Raw genomic sequence first — 15491 nt, 5'->3', positions numbered from 1 at the left:
CTCGCGCAATTGGGCCCGCCGTCTCCACTATCGGCAGCGGCCCCGAAGAGGTTGACCCACCGGGAAGGACTTCGCCCTCCACCGACCGCCGACCGGGCCGTCGGGCACGGAGTAGGGGACTACCAGAGTCTCCCCCCCGGGCCATCCACGCGCCCCCTCGCCACGAATACCAGCGCCGTCCTCCGACCGTTTGGAGCTCCCGCGCCCGCGCCGTTCGTCGACGACACGCTGCGCCCGGGGGAGCCCGGTGCAGCGATACCGGCGCGCCTCAGGGGCTCGGTCTGGTCCGTACTTGACATAACGAGGATTATCGGCAAATCCGGCAACCGGTCGACGCCGCCCGGGAGGGGCCGGCTCCTCAAGGCCTCAGCCCCGACACCCGATGTTCTCGGAGGCTGGGAGGACCGTTCGCGGTCCAGGTCCCCAGCGCTGCGGCGCTCCGTGTCGAGCGTGGAGAGGGGTCCGAAGAGGATGCGACGACGTCGCTGGCGAGGGTGGCCGGTGGGCGCCGGCGTCACCGGCGCGGCGCTGCTCACGGCCGTCCTCAGCGCGGCTCCGGCGCTCGCAGCCGGGCGGCGGGGGCAGCCGCCGGCGTCCCTCACGCCGATCATCGAGTGCAGCGTGGCCCACGGGTCGGCCACCCACAGCCTCTTCGGCTACGAGAACTCGGGGCCGGCGCTCACGCTCGGCGTCGGTCCGAGCAACGCCTTCTCCCCCGGGCCCGCTGACCGCGGCCAGCCCACCGCGTTCGCGTCCGGCACCAAGATCAACGTCTTCTCCGTCGACGCGCCCGGGCAGGTCACCTGGACCCTCGGCGGCGCCCAGGCTCGCACCCCGGGGCCCTCGTGTGCCGCCACGCCGGCGTCGACCACGCTCGCCGGCTGGGGGCCCATCGCCGCGGTCGTGATCGTGACCTTGGTGCTGGGCACGCTGCTCTTCTGGCGCACCCGCCGCCTCCGGACGGTGGGCGCGTGACCGCCGTCACCGACGAGACCGCGCCCGCGTCGGTCGGGCCGAGCGCCCCCGCGCCCGCCTCCGGGCATGCGGCACCGCCCGGCGCGCCGTGGACGCTCCTGTTCCTCGCCGGCCTCGCCATGCTCCTCGTTGGTGTGGCCGGGTTGCGGCAGGCGAGCCTCGCCGTCGTGGTCTTCCTCACGATCCTCTTCCTCGTCTTCCTGGTGCGGCACCTCGCGTTCGCGATCTCGGCGCTGTCGTCGGCGCCCCGGGACATGCGCACCCAGAGCGGGTTCGACTTCGGCTACCACCCGTTCGTCTCCGTCCTGGTCCCGTGCCGGAACGAGGAGCTCGTGATCGAGGGCCTCGTGACGACGCTCCTGGCCCTCGACTACCCGGACGAACGCCACGAGATCATCATCATCGACGACGGCTCCGACGACGCGACCGGGTCGATCGTCGACGAGCTGGCGCGCCGTCACCCCGTGCTCCGCTGCATCCACCGCCCGCCGGGCGCCGGCGGCGGCAAGTCGGGCGCGCTGAACACCGCCCTGGCCACGGTTCGAGGCGAGGTCGTCGTCGTCTTCGACGCCGACCACAAGCCACGCGCCGACGTCCTGCGGCGTCTCGTGCGGCACTTCGCCGACCCGAGCGTCGGCGCGGTGCAGGGCCGCTGCATCGTGCGGAACTCGAACGAGACCCGCCTCGCCCGCAGCATCGCCGTCGATTACTACTGCGGCTACCTCGTCAACGAGTACGGCCGCCAGTCGCTCTTCGAGCTCCCGGCGTACGGCGGGTCGAACTGCGCCGCCCGGACCGGCTGGCTGCGCGCCTTCGGCGGGTGGAACGAGCAGACCGTAACCGAGGACACCGACCTCACCCTCCGGCTCGTCCTTGTCGGCCGCCACGTCCGGTTCGACGTCACCGCCATCGACACCGAGGAGAGCGTCCCCACGTTCCGCCGGTTCTGGCGCCAGCGGTACCGGTGGGCGCGCGGGCACCAGCAGGCGTGGCGCGAGTACCGGCGGTCGGTCTGGGGCGCCCCGAACCTCACGAGGGCCCAGAAGGTCGAGACGACGATGTTCCTCCTCGTCTACCACGTGCCGGTCTTCTGCATGCTCGGCCTCGTGATGGTCGCCTTGCGCGCCGCCGGCGTCCTCGCCTGGGGCAACGGCCTCGACCTGACGCCGATCGCGACCCTGCTCTTCCTCGGGCCGTTGCTGGAGCTCGCGTCCGGTCTCCTCGTCAGCCGCGCCCCCCGCAAGGCCGCCGTCGGCATCCTCCTGTTCCTGCCCGCGTTCGTGCTGTTCACGGTGGTGTGCACGAAGTCGTGGCTCGACGGCGTCGTCGGCCGCCCGTACACGTGGGTCAAGACCCCCCGCACGGGGCACGGGCAGCAGCACACGATCGGGGTGGCGGCGTGAACCGGCGGATGCTGACGGTGCTGCTCCGCCTCGCCCTCGCGTTCGGCGCCACCTTCGGCCTCTTCTGGCTGCTCGTCGATCCGGCGCGCGACGTCGAGGCCACCGCGGTCTCGACGGTCTTCCGCTCGCTCGGGTTCGAGCGGGCCAGCCAGTCGTTCGGACACCAGATCCTCGTGCTCCCGCCCCACTCGGCCCCGTTCCTCGCCACGATCAGCACGTCCTGCTCCGCTCTCGCGGCCGTGCTCGGCTTCGCCGCCATCACGGTCTTCGTCGTCGGCGGGTCGGTGGCGCGCCGCCTCCTGGCCTTCCTCGCCGCCGGCACCCTGGTGGTGGCGTGCAACTTCGTGCGCATCGGGCTGTCGACCTACGTCGGCATGCGCAGCGGCGCGCAGAGCCTCACCGTGTTCCACGACTGGGTCGGCACCGCGTTCGGCCTCCTCTACGTGCTGGGCGGCTTCACGCTCTACCTGTGGGTCCTGCTGCCGAGCAACCGCGTCCTCCTGAGGGAGAGCGGACATGGCGGCTGACCCCCAGCTGCTCCTCATCGCCGGCGGCAGCGCCGCCATCGTGGGCGCGGCGGCGTGGCGCCTCGTCGCCCGCCGGCTCGAGCGGTCGCGGCTCCAGCGTCGCCTCCGCGTCGCCACCGAAGCCGTGGAACGAGCGCGCGCGGGGCACCAGTTCGTGGAGCTGGGGCTCCGCCGAGCCGCCCGCCCCCTCCTCTCGGCGATGGCGCACGAGGACGACGAGCGGGTGCGACGCTCGATCGCCTTGGCGATCGCCCGCCGGCAGTGGGAGCCCAGCGGGCCGCCCCGCGTGACCCAGGTGCGCCGGTGGGCCAGCGACGAGCTCGGCTACCAGGGCCAGCCCGTGCGGAGCTTCGGGCCGGCCGTGACGCGCCTCTCCGACATGGGTGGGCCGCGGCTCCCCCAGCCGGCGAACGGCGCCGGCGGCCGCCCGCCTGCGGCCCCGGAGGCCGCCACGCCGCCCCTGCCTCCGCCCGCGCCGCGACCGGCGCCCGAGCCCGCCCGGCCGTCGACGATCCAGCTCGACGCCGGGCCGGCCCCGATCCACTGGGACGCGCCTCGCGACGAGGAGGCTCGACCGTGACGACGGTCGTCGTCACCGGGGCCGGCGGCCCGGCGGGCGTTGCCGTGCTGCGCGCCCTGGCGCAGAGCGGCCACACCCCCGTCGCGGCGGACGCCGACGCCGACGCCCCGGGGCTGCGGATGGTGGCCGATCGGGCCGTGCTCCCGGCCGCCAGCGACCCGAGGTTCGGCGCCGCGGTGCTCGCGCTCGTCGACGTGACGCGCCCGGCGGTGCTCGTCACGACCGTCAGCGAGGAGCTGGCGGCCCTCAGCGAGCTCCGGCCCGAGCTGACGGCACGGGGCGTGGCGGCGTGGCTGCCGCCCATGGCCGCCGTGGAGGTCAGCCTCGACAAGTGGAAGTTCGCGCGGGTCCTCCACGACGACGGGATCCCGACGCCGCCCACCGCGCTCGGCGGGCCGTCAACGCTGGAGGGCCCCTGGGTCGTGAAGCCGCGCTTCGGGCGCGGCTCGCGGGACGTGCACGTCGTGGACGAGCCCGAGGCGGTGGCGTGGGCGTGCCGCCGGACCCCGGAGCCGATCGTGCAGACCCGCGCCGAGGGCCGCGAGTTCACCGCCGACGTCCTCGTCGACCGGGACGGCCGGGTCGCGGCGTGCGTGCCGCGCTGGCGGCTCGAGACGAAGGCCGGGATCAGCACGAGGGGCGAGACCTTCGTGAGCCCCGCCGTGAACGCCCTCGTCGCCCGCACCGTCGCCACCGTCGGCCTCGACGGGATCCTGAACCTCCAAGGCTTCGTCGACGACGGGGCCGTCACCGTCGTCGAGGTCAACCCGCGCTTCTCCGGCGGGCTCCCGCTGTCGCTGGCCGCCGGCGCCGACCTCGTCGGGCAGTACGTGCGGGGCGCCCTCGGCCTGCCCATCCAGTCGGCGCGCCTCGAGCACCGGCCCGGCGTGCGCATGATCCGGTCCTTCCGCGAGCACTTCGAGTCGTCGTGATGCGGCTCCTCGTGCCGTGCGGCACCCGCCCCGAGATCGTGAAGCTCGCCCCGGTCGTCGCGGCGTTGCGCGACGCGCGCCACGACGTGCACGTCGTCGCGACCGGCCAGCACGACGACCCGCGCCTCGCGGGCCGGTTCTTCCTCGACCTCGGCCTGACGCCGGACGAGCGCTGGTCCCTGCCGGCCCCCGAGCCGGCGCGGGTGGGCGCGCTGCTCGCGCACGCCTACGAGACCATCGCCCATCGGCGACCCGACGCCGTGCTGCTGCTCGGGGACACGTCGACGGTGCCGCTCGTGGCGCTGGCCGCCCGTCGCCACCAAGTGCCGGTCATCCACCTCGAGGCGGGCCTGCGGTCGTTCAACGAGCGGTCGCTCGAGGAGGTGAACCGTCGGGCCGTGGCCGCCGTGACCTCGCTGCACCTGGCGCCGACGCCGATGGCGGCGCAGTTCCTCGACCTCGAGGGCGTCCCCGCCGAGCGTCTCCACGTCGTCGGCAACCCGATCACCGACACGTTGCGGGTCCACGGACCGACCCGCCGAGACCCGGCCGGGCGCGCCGGGGTCGTCGTCACCGCTCACCGGGCCACGAACGTCGACGACCCGGACCGGCTGGCGCGCCTCGTCGACTGCGTGCGCGGCCTCGCCGCCACGGTCGGACCGGTGCGCTTCCCCGTCCATCCCCGCACCCACGACCGGCTGCGGACGGCCGGGCGGCTCGCCGCGCTCGCCGCCGCTCCCGACGTCGAGCTCAGCGAGCCCCTCCCCTACCCCGCCATGCTCGCCGCCGTCGCCGCGGCCCGGGTCGTGGTCACCGACTCCGGCGGGCTGCAGGAGGAGGCCGCCTGGTACGGCGTGCCCTGCGTCGTGCTGCGTCGGTCGACGCCCCGCTGGGAGGGCGTGCAGGCGGGGATCGCCGTGCTGACCGGGCTCGATCCGGCCCGCGCCGTCGCCGCCGCCGCCGACTTCAGCCGCCCCGAGGCGCAGGCACGCGTCGCGGCCGTCCCGTGCCCCTACGGCGACGGCCACGTCGCCGCCCGGGTCGCGGCCCTCCTCGACGAGCCCCGCACCCGGGACCTGCTGACCCTCACCGAGCCGCAGCTCGACGCCGGCCTGCCCGCGCTCGAGGGGGCCGCGCCGTGATCGCCGCCGTCCTCTTCGACCTCGACGACACGCTGTACCCCCAGCAGGAGTGGCTCGACGGCGCGTGGCACGTCGTCGCCGCCCGCGCCCGCACGTGGGGGGTCGACACCGCCGAGTTCGAGCGGCTGCTCCGCGACGTCGCCGCGGTCGGGACCGACCGGGGCGGGATCATCGACCAGGCGCTGGCGCTCCTCGGCGCCTCCAGCGTGCCCGTGGCGCCGCTCGTGGCCGCCTTCCGGGCCCACGCGCCCGCTCGCCTCGACCCGTACCCGGGCGCGGCGGCGGCGCTCGAGCAGCTGGGGCGCCGCGTCCCGCTCGGCCTCGTCTCGGACGGCGACCCGATCGTGCAGCGGCACAAGCTCGCCGCCCTCGGGCTGGGCCCGCGGTTCGCGACCGTGGTGCTCAGCGACGAGTGGGGCCGCGCCCACCGCAAGCCCGACCCGTTGCCGTTCCGTCGCGCGCTCGACGACCTCGGCGTGGCCGCCGCCGACGCGGTGTACGTCGGGGACCGGGCGGCGAAGGACGTCACCGGCCCGGCTCGGCTCGGGATGCGGGCGATCCGGGTTCGCACCGGCGAGTGGGGCTGGGAGCCCGACGACCCGCGCGCGTGGGCCTCGGTCGACACGGTGGTGGATGCGATCGCCCTCGTCGGCGACGAGCTCGACGCCGCCGCCAGCGCGGGCCGGACCCGGGTCGGCTGACCGCCACCGGCGCCGCCCCGGCTACTGGATCCCGGTGTCCCGCAGGAACTCGACGAGCCCCGAGACCAGCCGATAGTCGCCGAGCTCACCGAGCGGCACCCACGCCGCCTCGGCGGCGTCGTCCCCGGCGCGCAGCGGCGCGTCGGCGTCGAGCACCGTGACCGCGAAGTCGAGGATCACGAAGTGGTGGCCGTCGTCGAAGCGCTCGACCCATCCGAGCAGCTCCCCGACGACCGCCTCGAGGCCGGTCTCCTCGGCGACCTCGCGCACCACCGCGTGCGTCACCGGCTCGCCGGCCTCGACCCGCCCGCCCGGCACGGCCCACTCCCCCGCCGCGGGTCCGTGGCCGCGTCGCACGAGGAGGATGCGGTCGTCGACGACGGCGACGGCGCCGACGGCCAGCTCCGGGGTCGTCACCGATGCGCGGCCGGCCGGTGCATGGTCAGGGCCCGGGCGGTGAAGCCCTGCTCCTCGAAGAAGTTCTTCGTGGCCCGGTGGCCGGGCAGGGCGAGCGCGTCGACGCCGACGGCGTCGTGCTCGGCCGCGAACGCGAGCAGCCCGTCGCTGAGCGCCTCGCCCACGCCGACCTCGCGGGCCGGCGCCTCGACGAAGAGGTCGGTGATCCGGCCGAGCACGTCGCCCGTCACGAGCGGCTCGAGGACCAGCACGGCGTAGCCCACGACGACGTCGTCGATGAGGCCGACGAGCACGCAGGCGGCCGGGTCGTCGAGCTGGGCGGCCAGGCCGGGCTCGAGCGGCTCGCGGCGAGCATCCCGCGCGGCCCAGATCTCGCCGCCGCGCATGACCGCGAGCTCGCCGTGCAGCTCGCGGGCCAGGGCCACGAGCCGCTCGAGGTCCGCGGGCTCGGCTGGCCGGCAGCGCTCCACGGGCCGCTCAGCCGATCGGGCGCGTGAGTTGCTCGATCTTGCCGAGGACGGTGTTGCGGGCCCGGTGCCTCGTCTCGTAGTCGCGGATGACGTCGAGCTCGCCCCGAGACAGCCCCTCGAGGCGGTCGACGACCTGGGACGCCGAGAGCTGGTCGTAGTCCGGGATGGCGAGGCCGGCGCCGGCGCCGTCGGCCGCGGGCGGTCGCGGCGCGGGCGCGGGGGCCGAGGGCGGCTCGACGGTGCTGGCCAGCGTGCCGAGTGCCTCCAGGGCCTCCTCGGCGCGGCTCCGCGCTTGGGCGAGGCGGTCGCTGACCACGCGCCAGACCTGCGGGCCGCCGTAGGCGCTGGCCACCTCGCCCACGGAGCGGGCCTGACCGAGGTGGCCCTCGACGGTCTTGCGCTGGTCGTCGACCACCGAGCGGCCGCGGGCGACGAAGAGCTTCAGGAAGGAGGGTGCGGTGTCGCGGACGTACATGGCCAGGCCGATCGGCCCGTAGACGAGCAGGTCCACGGCCTTCTCGGTGACCGGTCGGTCGTCGGGCACCACGCCTCCTCTCCCGCTCGCTCCCTCCGCGGGGCCCGAGTCTACGGGCGAGCGCGACGGAGCTCTCGGCCGGCGACGGCGAGGGCGGCCCCGAGGAGGGCGAGGGCGGCGCCGCCGAGGACCCACTCGCCGAAGCGGACGAACGGGGTCTCGCCGGTGGTCGTGGTCACGGTGGCGGTGACGACCGCCTTCGTGAACAGCGCGGTGTGGCGCACCCGGCGACCGCTGGCGTCGATGACCGCGGTCTCCCCCGAGATGGCGTCGTGGAGGACCGGGCGGCCGGTCTCGGCGGCGCGCATCTGACCGATGGCGACGTGGGTCGCGGCCATGCCGGAGCGGCCGTACGAGCGGTCGCTGGTGCTGACGACGAGGGCCTCGGCGCCGTCGCGGACGAAGTCACGCACGAGCGGGGCGTACGCCGACTCGTAGCAGATCACGGTCCCGAAACGGTGTCCGTGAGCGCGGAAGAGAACCCGGCGCGTGCCGGCGGTGAAGTCGTAGGGGATCTGCCGGAGATCGCTGATGAAGGTCAGCTGCCGACGGAGGGGCACGTACTCGCCGAACGGGACCAGGTGCTGCTTGGCGTACACGCCGAGCAGCCGGCCGTCCGGCGCGTAGGCGAGGTTGGCGTTGTAGAGGCGCCCGTTCGTGCCCGGGTAGCGCGCGTTCACGACCACGACGGCGTCGTGGGCGACGGCCAGCGCGACGATCCGCTGCCGCAGCGCTGGATCCTCCTCGGGGTCGTCGACGAGCGACGATTCCGGGAACACGATGAGGTCGAAACGCCCCCGCAGCCGCGCCGCGAGGGCGAAGTGCGCCTCGGTGAGCGCGGCGTCGGCGGACTGCTCGGCGGTCGTGCGCCCCGGGCGGTCATCGGCCTGGAGGAGCGCGACGCGCAGCTGCCCGGTCGGGCGCGGCTCGTATCGCGCCGCGTCGGCGATCGCCGCGGTGACGACGAGGCCGGCGAGCGCCACGGCGGCGAGGGCCAGGGGCCGGGTTCGGCGCGACCACAGCGAGGCGCCGAGGTCGAGCACGAGCGCGTTGCACGCCACCACCGCGAAGGTGACGAGCAGGACCCCGCCGAGGCTGGCGAGCGCACGCGCCACGGTGACGTCGTGGAGCGCGACGCCGAGCTCGCCCCACGCCAGCCCGCCGAGGGGCCAGCGCCCCCGCAGCGCCTCCAGGAACACCCATACCGCGGCGGTGAGGAAGGGCGACCGCAGGCCCCCGCGAGCGAACCCGGCGACGAGGGCCCCCGTGAGCGCGTAGTAGAGCCCGGCGGCGACGATGAGCGAGACCGTGCCCGTGAAGCCGGTGTGGGTGAGGCCGACCAGCAGGATGCCGAGGAACACGACCGCGAACACGAAGCCGTCCCGAGCCGCCGACCAGGCGGAGGCGCCCCGCCAGGCCCAGAGGAGGGGCACGAGGGCCACGAGGGCCAGCGGGCCCGCGCCCACGGGCGGGTACGAGAGGGCGAGGAGGACGCCGGAGGCGACAGCGGCGAGGAGGCGCAGCTGGGTGCGAGCCTGGCCCCGGCCGGGGCGACGGCTCAGACGCAGTCGCGGCAGAGCATCCGCTCCTCGTCAGCCAGCTGGTTGCGAGGCAGCACGAGGAAGCACGACGAGCAGAGGAACTCGCCCGGGCGGCGGGGCACGATCTTCGTCGGGCCGTCGCCGCGCTCGTCGGTGTCGGGCTCCTCCTCCTCGAGCTCCTCCTCTTCGTCCTCGAGCGTGGCGCTGGCGGTGCGCTCCTGCAGCAGCGCGTCGAGCGGCGCTTCCACGTCGTCGGGGTGGAGCTCCTCGTCGAGGTCGAGGACGTCCTCGTCCTCTTCCTCGGTCTCGCGCGCGACCTTGTCGACCGGCGCCGGCGGCGCGACCACGGCGGCCTCCTCCTCGACCGGCTCGGCGATCTCGAGGTCGGCGTCGTCCTCGATCTCGACGTCGTCGTCGAGGACCTCGTCGTCGTCCTCGAGCTCCTCCTCGTCGGGGGAAGCCTCCTCTAGCTCGACGTCCTCGTCCTCGAACTCTTCGTCGCTCATCGTGGCTCCAGCGCCGATCGTCTGATCCGCCCGTGTCACCGATCACCGCCTCGTTCGGGGCCGGAGCATAGGCCCGGCATCGTCAACCGCTGACGGAACCGGCGGCGCTGCGAGTCCATTCCCGCCCGCCCGCGGCGGGGCCACGGCACGGCAGTCGGGAGAGCCCTCGTCGAGGGCCCAGGAGACCGTTGGGGCCACTGTTTGGCCCGGTCTGCCCGCGCAGACGGGTTATTCCAGCGTTCTCTACTGGGTCTCCTGGGCCCCCTGGGGCCCCTCTGACGTCCCCTCCGCTCGCTCCCGCCTGGGCGGAGACCCGCGAAGGGCGCGGGGACGCCTTAGTTACTCCGAAGGGAGGTGCGCGTGTCAAGCGGGACGTGTGCGCCCTGACCTGGGCAATCGTGCGTCGGCGCAGGTCAGCGGGTCGCGGAATCGGAGCGGGCGGCGCGGCGTTCCTCGGCGGCTCGCTCGGACCCGAGGCGCTCGAGGTCGTAGGTCTGGTGGTCGACATGGCGCATGGCGGCGGCGATGGCGCGGTGACCGGCCTGCTCGGCGATGAGGCGGTGCATCTCCTGGGCGACGCGCCGGTAGGCGGGGTGGCCCTGCGGTGAGGAGCGCAGCTCGAGGAGGTGCATGGCCTCGCGCGCGTTCATCTCCATCACGAACCGGACCCGGTAGGCGAGCGCGACCGCGTAGGAGGCCTCCTCGCCGAACCCGGGCTCGAGGAGCCGGTACAGCTCGGCGGCTCGGCCCATCGCCTCGTCGAAGCGGTCGGTGAGCCCGGCCTCGCTGATGGCCTCGGGGGCCTCGTAGCCGTGCCGGGGGCTGAGCGGCTGCCACTCGATCGTGAGCATCCGGTGGCGCTGCAGGTCCCGGAAGGCGCCGTAGTCGGCGAGGATGTCGAAGCGGTAGTGGGTCCGCTCGAAGGCCCGGCCCGGCTTGTGACGCCGGTTCTCGCGCTCGCCGACGTAGGCGCGGAGCAGCGCGTCCCGCTCGTCGGCGCCGAGGCGTCGCACCCGCGAGAGCAGCTGGTCGTCGGGCAGCGACGTGTGCGGGTAGCAGATGGCGGCCAGGACCTTGTCCTCGCCGTCGGGGTCGAAGTCGGTGAGGACCACGGACGGCCGCGGCTCGGGCTCGTCGGCGGCGGTGATCCGCGCCACGAGCGCCTCGGTGGCGGCGCGCGTGTCGGCCAGGTACGCGCTCCAGGCGCCGCCGCGCTCGGGGCGATCGACTCGCGTGAGGAAGGACGGGATGACCTTCCGGAGCTCCTCGAGCATCAGGACCGAGTACGACCGCGCCTCCGGGAGCGGGTGGGCGCGCAGGCGCAGGAGCAGCGCCTCGAAGGCCTGCCCGGTGCCGTAGATGCCGACGTTCGAGAGCGTGGCCGCGGGCAGGATGCCGCGGGCGGCGTCGCACGCCTTCGCCTTCAGCGACTGCTGGTACACGAAGTCCGAGTCGCCGGTCGCCTTCGGGTAGCGGGCCCGGGCCCACTCGAGGAGCACCGGGAGGCACGCGGCGTAGTCGTCGAACGCGTCGTCGATGTCGGCGATGTAGCGCAGCCCCATCGACGATTCGAGGATCGACGGGGGCCGGTGGTAGCGGTAGCGGCCGGCGAGGCGCGCGGTGTAGGGCACGTACCGCGTCGACTGCTCGAGGTACGCCATGAGGCGCCCCCACTCGAGCACCTTCGTGAGGAGGTTCGACGCCTGCTCGCAGGCGAGGTGCACGCCACCGAGCTGCGCGACCGAGTCGTCGCCGTACTCGAGGAACACCCGGTTGTAGAGCTCCTCGGCCCGGGTGAGCCCGACGCTGGCGTCGACGGTGAGGTCGCCGGTCAGGTCGAGGTCGCCGACGAACTCGTCGAGGAACAGGCGACGGAGGCTCTTCGAGCTGCGCGAGTAGCGGGCGAAGAGCGCGCCCTTCACGACCTCGGGGAGGTTGACGAGCGCGAACACGGGCTGGTCGACGTTCGTCATGTACGGCCGGAGCACCGCCACCTCCTCGGGCGTGAAGTGCTCTGGGGCGTGCAGCATGGTGCTCCCGAACCCGTGATCGGCGGCCTCCACCAGGGGGGCGATGGTACCGACGGCCCCTGAGGGCCCCGCGGATGAGGAGGGGCCGCGGCCGTTGCGAAGCCTGGCCTCAGACGAGGAGGGTGTAGGCGGCCGGGACGACGGCGGCGTCGAGACTGGCGCGCCGCTCGAGCCGCCGACCGTCGGCCTCGACCGGGCGGGCCCGCCGCCACCGGACCTCGACCCGGCGCCCGCTCGCGGTCACGACGCCCGGGTGCGGCAGGTGGGTGCCGGTCCGGAGCCGTCGCCGCAGCGCCCGGCGCTGGCCCGGTGGCACGGCGTAGACCTGCACCTCGAGCCGACCGTCGCCCGGGTGGCCGCGCGGGACGAGGTCGATCCCGGCCCGGAACTGGCCGTTGGCGACGACGACGGTGGTGGCGCGCCCGTCGAAGGCCAGCCGCCCGTCGACGCGCACGGTCCCGGGCCGGCGACGGTGCCACCAGCGCAGCCGGTCCGGCGGCGGGCCCGCGACGACGAGGTTCACGGCCACGTCGCGGCCCTCGTCGAGGGCGACGGCGTCGAGCGGCAGATCCACGTCGCCGCCGCCGGACGGTGGGAGCCCGACCGCCCGGGCCAGGTCGCAGGACCGGTCGGGCCGGAAGCCGAGCCGGCCCCCGGGGTGGTGCTGCACCAGCTCGGCGAGGTCGGCGTCGCCGCCGGCGCCGACCGCGACCGGCGGCCCCCCGGCGGGGCTCCCCCACGGCTCGCCGCGACGGATCACGGCGCCGCGCTGGCGGCGGCGACGACACCCCGGAAGCAGGCGGCCGCGGCCGAGGAGGCCACGGACCGGGTCGACGGGGCGGGTGCCACGTCGGCCACCTGGCGGAGCAGGTCGATGCACTGCTTGATGTGGCGCACGAAGTCGCCGCCCGCCAGCTCGTCGTCCTCGAGCACGTCGGCCAGCGACTCGCCGCTCGCCCACTCGTGCGCGTACGCCGTGAACCCCGGGTCCGGCGGGCGCGTCTCGGGCAGGTGGGCGTCGTCCTCGGCGGCGGCGAGCGACTGCCAGAGCGCCTCGACGCGCCGCCATCGCTCCGCGACCCGGGGGGTGGGCCACCGCAGCGGCGGCGTGCCGACGTCGGCGTCGGCCCCGCGGCGCTCGTAGGTGAAGCAGGACACCGCCGCCGCGGTCTCGGCCTCGGTCAGGCCGTCGAGGAGCCCCTCGCGAAGGGCCTCGGCGAGGAGGAGGTCGGTCTCGGCGTAGAGCCGGGCGAGCACGGCGCCCGGGCCGGTCAGCGACCAGCCGTCGACGTACCCCCAGCTCTCGAGGAGGCCGAGCACCCGGTCGAACTGGCGGGCCAGGCTCTCGCTGCGCCCCTGGGCCCGCCGCTCGAGCCGGGCGATCTCCCGGTCGAGGCGCTCGACGCTCGCAGCGGCCCGCACCCGGGCCTGGCGGGCGGGGTCGCCCGCCACCGGGTGGGCCTCGAGTGCGGCCTCGAGCTCGGCCACCGCGTCCGGGGCCGACACCGCGTCACGGACCTTGGCGCGCCGCAGCCGCACCGCCGCCTCCCGCCGGAACGTCGGGTTGCGGGGGGCGTACGGCTCCGGCAGCTCGACCCGGCCGATGGCCCGCGGCGCCGCGGTGAAGTCCTCGGCGCTGAGCCGCACGAGCCCCTTGGCCGCGGTGAGCGCCAGGACCCGGGGGCGCCCGCCCCGATGCCGGTCGTGGGCGAGGACGGCGACCCGACCCCCGCGGGCCGGGACCCAGAGCACGTCGCCCGGTCGCAGCCGCTCGAGCCCGGCCGCGATTCGCGACGCCACCCCACGGCCGCGGCGGGCCTCGTCGAGCTGGGCGGTCAGCCGCCGGTACTCGTCGACGTCGCCGTGGTCGCTGTGGGCGCGCGCCCGCTGCCGGACGAGCTGCTCGCGGCTGCGTTCCAGCTGCCGCTCGAGCAGCACCACGTCGCGGTCGGCCCGGTACTGGGCGAACGACAGGTTGACCAGGTGGTGCGCGTCCCGGGCGGAGTAGCGCTGCACGAGGTTGACGGCCATGTTGTAGGTGGGCCGGAACGACGAGGTGAGCGCGTCGCTGCGTCGGGCGGCCAGGCCCGCGACCTGGTCGAAGGCCACCCACGGGCTCCAGCAGACGACGGCGTAGCCGACGTCGTCGATGCCGCGGCGCCCGGCCCGCCCGGTCAGCTGCGTGTACTCGCCGGGGGTGAGGAACTCGTGGCGCTCGCCGGTGAACTTCGTGAGCCGCTCGATGACGACCGACCGGGCCGGCATGTTGATCCCGAGCGCGAGGGTCTCGGTGGCGTACACGACCTTCACGAGCCCGGCCGCGAAGGCCTCCTCCACCGCCTCCTTCATGGGCGGGACCAGGCCGGCGTGGTGCGCGGCGAGCCCGGCCTCGAGGCCGGCGAGCCAGGTGTCGATCCCGAGGACGGCGAGGTCCTCGTCGGCGAGGTCGCGCACGTGGGCGTCGACGAGCCGGCGGATCTCGGCCCGCTCGTCCCGGCTGGTGAGCCGGAGGCCGGCGGCCCGCCCGTGCTCGACCGCCTGCTCGCAGCCGGCCCGGCTGAACACGAAGACGATGGCCGGGAGCAGCCGCTCCTCGGCGAGGAGCTCGACCGTCTCGACCCGATCGGGCGCTCGGAGCCGGCTCCGGACCCGCCCCGCCGGCCCTCTCGGCCCGGCTCGGCTCGGGCGGCGGTCCAGGCGTGCGACCTCCGGGTTCGGGCGGAGGTCGTCGCCGTCGCCGACGAACGTCGGGAGCAGGTGGAGGGCGTCGACGCCTCGCTCCCCCACCAGGTACCGGTGGTGGAGGGCCACCGGCCGCCGGTCCTCGATCACGGCCGTCGTCGCGCCGCGCACGGTCTCGATCCAGTCCGCGAACTCCTCGGCGTTCGACACCGTCGCCGAGAGGCAGACGAGGTCCACCGTGGGATCGAGGTGGACGATCACCTCCTCCCACACGGCGCCGCGGTACCGGTCTTGCAGGTAGTGCACCTCGTCGAGCACGACGTAGCGCAGGCCGTCGAGCGTCGGCGACGCGGCGTAGATCATGTTGCGGAGCACCTCGGTCGTCATCACGACCACCGGCGCCTCGCCGTTGATCGAGTTATCGCCGGTGAGGAGCCCGACGCGCGCGTCGCCGTGCACGCGGCGCAGGTCGGCGAACTTCTGGTTCGACAGCGCCTTCAGCGGGGTGGTGTAGAAGGCCTTGGCGCCGGCGGCCAGCGCACGGGCGACGGCGTACTCGGCCACGACGGTCTTGCCCGACCCCGTCGGCGCGGCGACGAGCACCGACCGCCCCTCGTCGAGGGCGTCGAGGGCGCGTCGCTGGAAGTCGTCGAGCGGGAACCCGAGCGCCGCCTCGAACTGGGCGCGCTCGGTCACCGGCCTGTGGTGCTGCTCGGGCTTGTGCTCGCCGGCGTCGACGACGGCGTCGAGGAGCCCGACGACGGCGTCGAGATCGGCGGGCTCGACGGCACCGAGGGGCTGGAGCCGCTCGAGTGCGGACCGAGGACCCACACCATCACCACGGTGAACGCCACCAGGGAGGCCGACGCCGCCGCGGCGACGACGACCTCGCGCCGCGCTCGCGGCGGGCGGTAGCTGGTTTTGCGGCGGGGGGTCATCGTTTGAGGATGCGGCCGAGGATGATGCAGGCCTCGTAGAAGAGGCACATGGGGACGGCCATGAAGAACAGAGAGTACGGGTCTTGGCTGGGGGTGATGACGGCGGCGAAGG

16 protein-coding genes are annotated in these 15491 nt (G+C 75.0%); 8 read left to right on the top strand and 8 right to left on the bottom strand.

The features are described from left to right. Nucleotides 1-501 precede the first annotated feature (501 nt). From VG869_09955 to VG869_09925, 7 genes are read left to right on the top strand one after another with little or no spacing between them, the layout of a single operon-like run. Nucleotides 502-975, top strand: a complete 474-nt coding sequence (locus tag VG869_09955; protein HEV3451518.1) for a hypothetical protein — start codon at nt 502-504, stop codon at nt 973-975. Continuing rightward, nucleotides 972-2378 (top strand): glycosyltransferase family 2 protein, encoded by a 1407-nt coding sequence (locus tag VG869_09950; GenBank protein HEV3451517.1) that lies wholly within the window; start codon nt 972-974, stop codon nt 2376-2378. The genes VG869_09955 and VG869_09950 overlap by 4 nt, the downstream gene beginning before the upstream one ends. After that, on the top strand, nt 2375-2905 hold the full coding sequence (locus tag VG869_09945; protein HEV3451516.1) for an exosortase/archaeosortase family protein: 531 nt from the start codon (nt 2375-2377) through the stop codon (nt 2903-2905). Before VG869_09950 ends, VG869_09945 begins: the two co-directional genes overlap by 4 nt. Then, nucleotides 2895-3485, top strand: coding sequence for a hypothetical protein (locus VG869_09940; GenBank protein HEV3451515.1), 591 nt, complete (start codon nt 2895-2897; stop codon nt 3483-3485). The genes VG869_09945 and VG869_09940 overlap by 11 nt, the downstream gene beginning before the upstream one ends. Then, on the top strand, nt 3482-4417 hold the full coding sequence (locus VG869_09935; GenBank protein HEV3451514.1) for an ATP-grasp domain-containing protein: 936 nt from the start codon (nt 3482-3484) through the stop codon (nt 4415-4417). The genes VG869_09940 and VG869_09935 overlap by 4 nt, the downstream gene beginning before the upstream one ends. Then, nucleotides 4417-5559 carry a UDP-N-acetylglucosamine 2-epimerase (non-hydrolyzing) gene (gene wecB / locus VG869_09930; protein ID HEV3451513.1) on the top strand — a complete coding sequence of 381 codons (1143 nt, stop codon included), beginning with the start codon at nt 4417-4419 and terminating at the stop codon, nt 5557-5559. The genes VG869_09935 and wecB overlap by 1 nt, the downstream gene beginning before the upstream one ends. Beyond that, nucleotides 5556-6260, top strand: a complete 705-nt coding sequence (locus tag VG869_09925) for an HAD family hydrolase (protein HEV3451512.1) — start codon at nt 5556-5558, stop codon at nt 6258-6260. The genes wecB and VG869_09925 overlap by 4 nt, the downstream gene beginning before the upstream one ends. Before the next feature lie 21 nt (nt 6261-6281). On the opposite strand, the gene VG869_09920 is transcribed toward VG869_09925, so the two are convergent. The 8 genes from VG869_09920 to VG869_09885 form a co-directional block, all read right to left on the bottom strand. Further along, the gene (locus tag VG869_09920) at nt 6282-6677 is read right to left on the bottom strand and encodes an NUDIX domain-containing protein (GenBank protein ID HEV3451511.1); all 396 of its coding nucleotides are present in this window, start codon (nt 6675-6677) and stop codon (nt 6282-6284) included. Further along, on the bottom strand, nt 6674-7147 hold the full coding sequence (locus tag VG869_09915) for a GNAT family N-acetyltransferase (protein ID HEV3451510.1): 474 nt from the start codon (nt 7145-7147) through the stop codon (nt 6674-6676). Before VG869_09915 ends, VG869_09920 begins: the two co-directional genes overlap by 4 nt. 7 nt (nt 7148-7154) lie before the next feature. Then, nucleotides 7155-7691, bottom strand: coding sequence for a hypothetical protein (locus VG869_09910; GenBank protein ID HEV3451509.1), 537 nt, complete (start codon nt 7689-7691; stop codon nt 7155-7157). 41 nt (nt 7692-7732) lie between these two features. Further along, entirely contained in the window at nt 7733-9205 is a 1473-nt protein-coding gene (gene lnt, locus VG869_09905) for an apolipoprotein N-acyltransferase (protein ID HEV3451508.1), read from the bottom strand. 35 nt (nt 9206-9240) lie between these two features. Then, entirely contained in the window at nt 9241-9729 is a 489-nt protein-coding gene (locus VG869_09900) for a DUF4193 family protein (protein ID HEV3451507.1), read from the bottom strand. Nucleotides 9730-10142: 413 nt separating this feature from the next. Continuing rightward, a complete protein-coding gene (locus VG869_09895; protein HEV3451506.1) occupies nt 10143-11792 on the bottom strand; it encodes an FAD-dependent thymidylate synthase in 1650 nt (549 codons plus the stop codon). Nucleotides 11793-11868: 76 nt separating this feature from the next. Beyond that, the gene (locus VG869_09890) at nt 11869-12519 is read right to left on the bottom strand and encodes a hypothetical protein (GenBank protein ID HEV3451505.1); all 651 of its coding nucleotides are present in this window, start codon (nt 12517-12519) and stop codon (nt 11869-11871) included. After that, a complete protein-coding gene (locus VG869_09885) occupies nt 12516-15137 on the bottom strand; it encodes a DEAD/DEAH box helicase (GenBank protein HEV3451504.1) in 2622 nt (873 codons plus the stop codon). Before VG869_09885 ends, VG869_09890 begins: the two co-directional genes overlap by 4 nt. 9 nt (nt 15138-15146) lie before the next feature. Between VG869_09885 and VG869_09880 the strand changes: the two genes are divergently transcribed. Beyond that, a complete protein-coding gene (locus VG869_09880) occupies nt 15147-15356 on the top strand; it encodes a hypothetical protein (protein ID HEV3451503.1) in 210 nt (69 codons plus the stop codon). The last annotated feature ends 135 nt before the right edge of the window (nt 15357-15491 follow it).

Source organism: Acidimicrobiia bacterium (assembly GCA_035948415.1).
In the GTDB taxonomy this organism is placed as follows: Bacteria; Actinomycetota; Acidimicrobiia; order IMCC26256; family PALSA-555; genus PALSA-555.
The sequence above is the reverse complement of the archived record's forward strand: the minus strand, read 5'-3'. Positions and strand labels throughout refer to the sequence as shown.

Coding starts and splice junctions, on each gene's coding strand:
- VG869_09940 (HEV3451515.1), top strand. CDS start 2,895: ATGGCGGCTGACCCCCAGCTGCTCCTCATCGCCGGCGGCAGCGCCGCC.
- wecB (HEV3451513.1), top strand. CDS start 4,417: ATGCGGCTCCTCGTGCCGTGCGGCACCCGCCCCGAGATCGTGAAGCTC.
- VG869_09900 (HEV3451507.1), bottom strand. CDS start 9,729: ATGAGCGACGAAGAGTTCGAGGACGAGGACGTCGAGCTAGAGGAGGCT.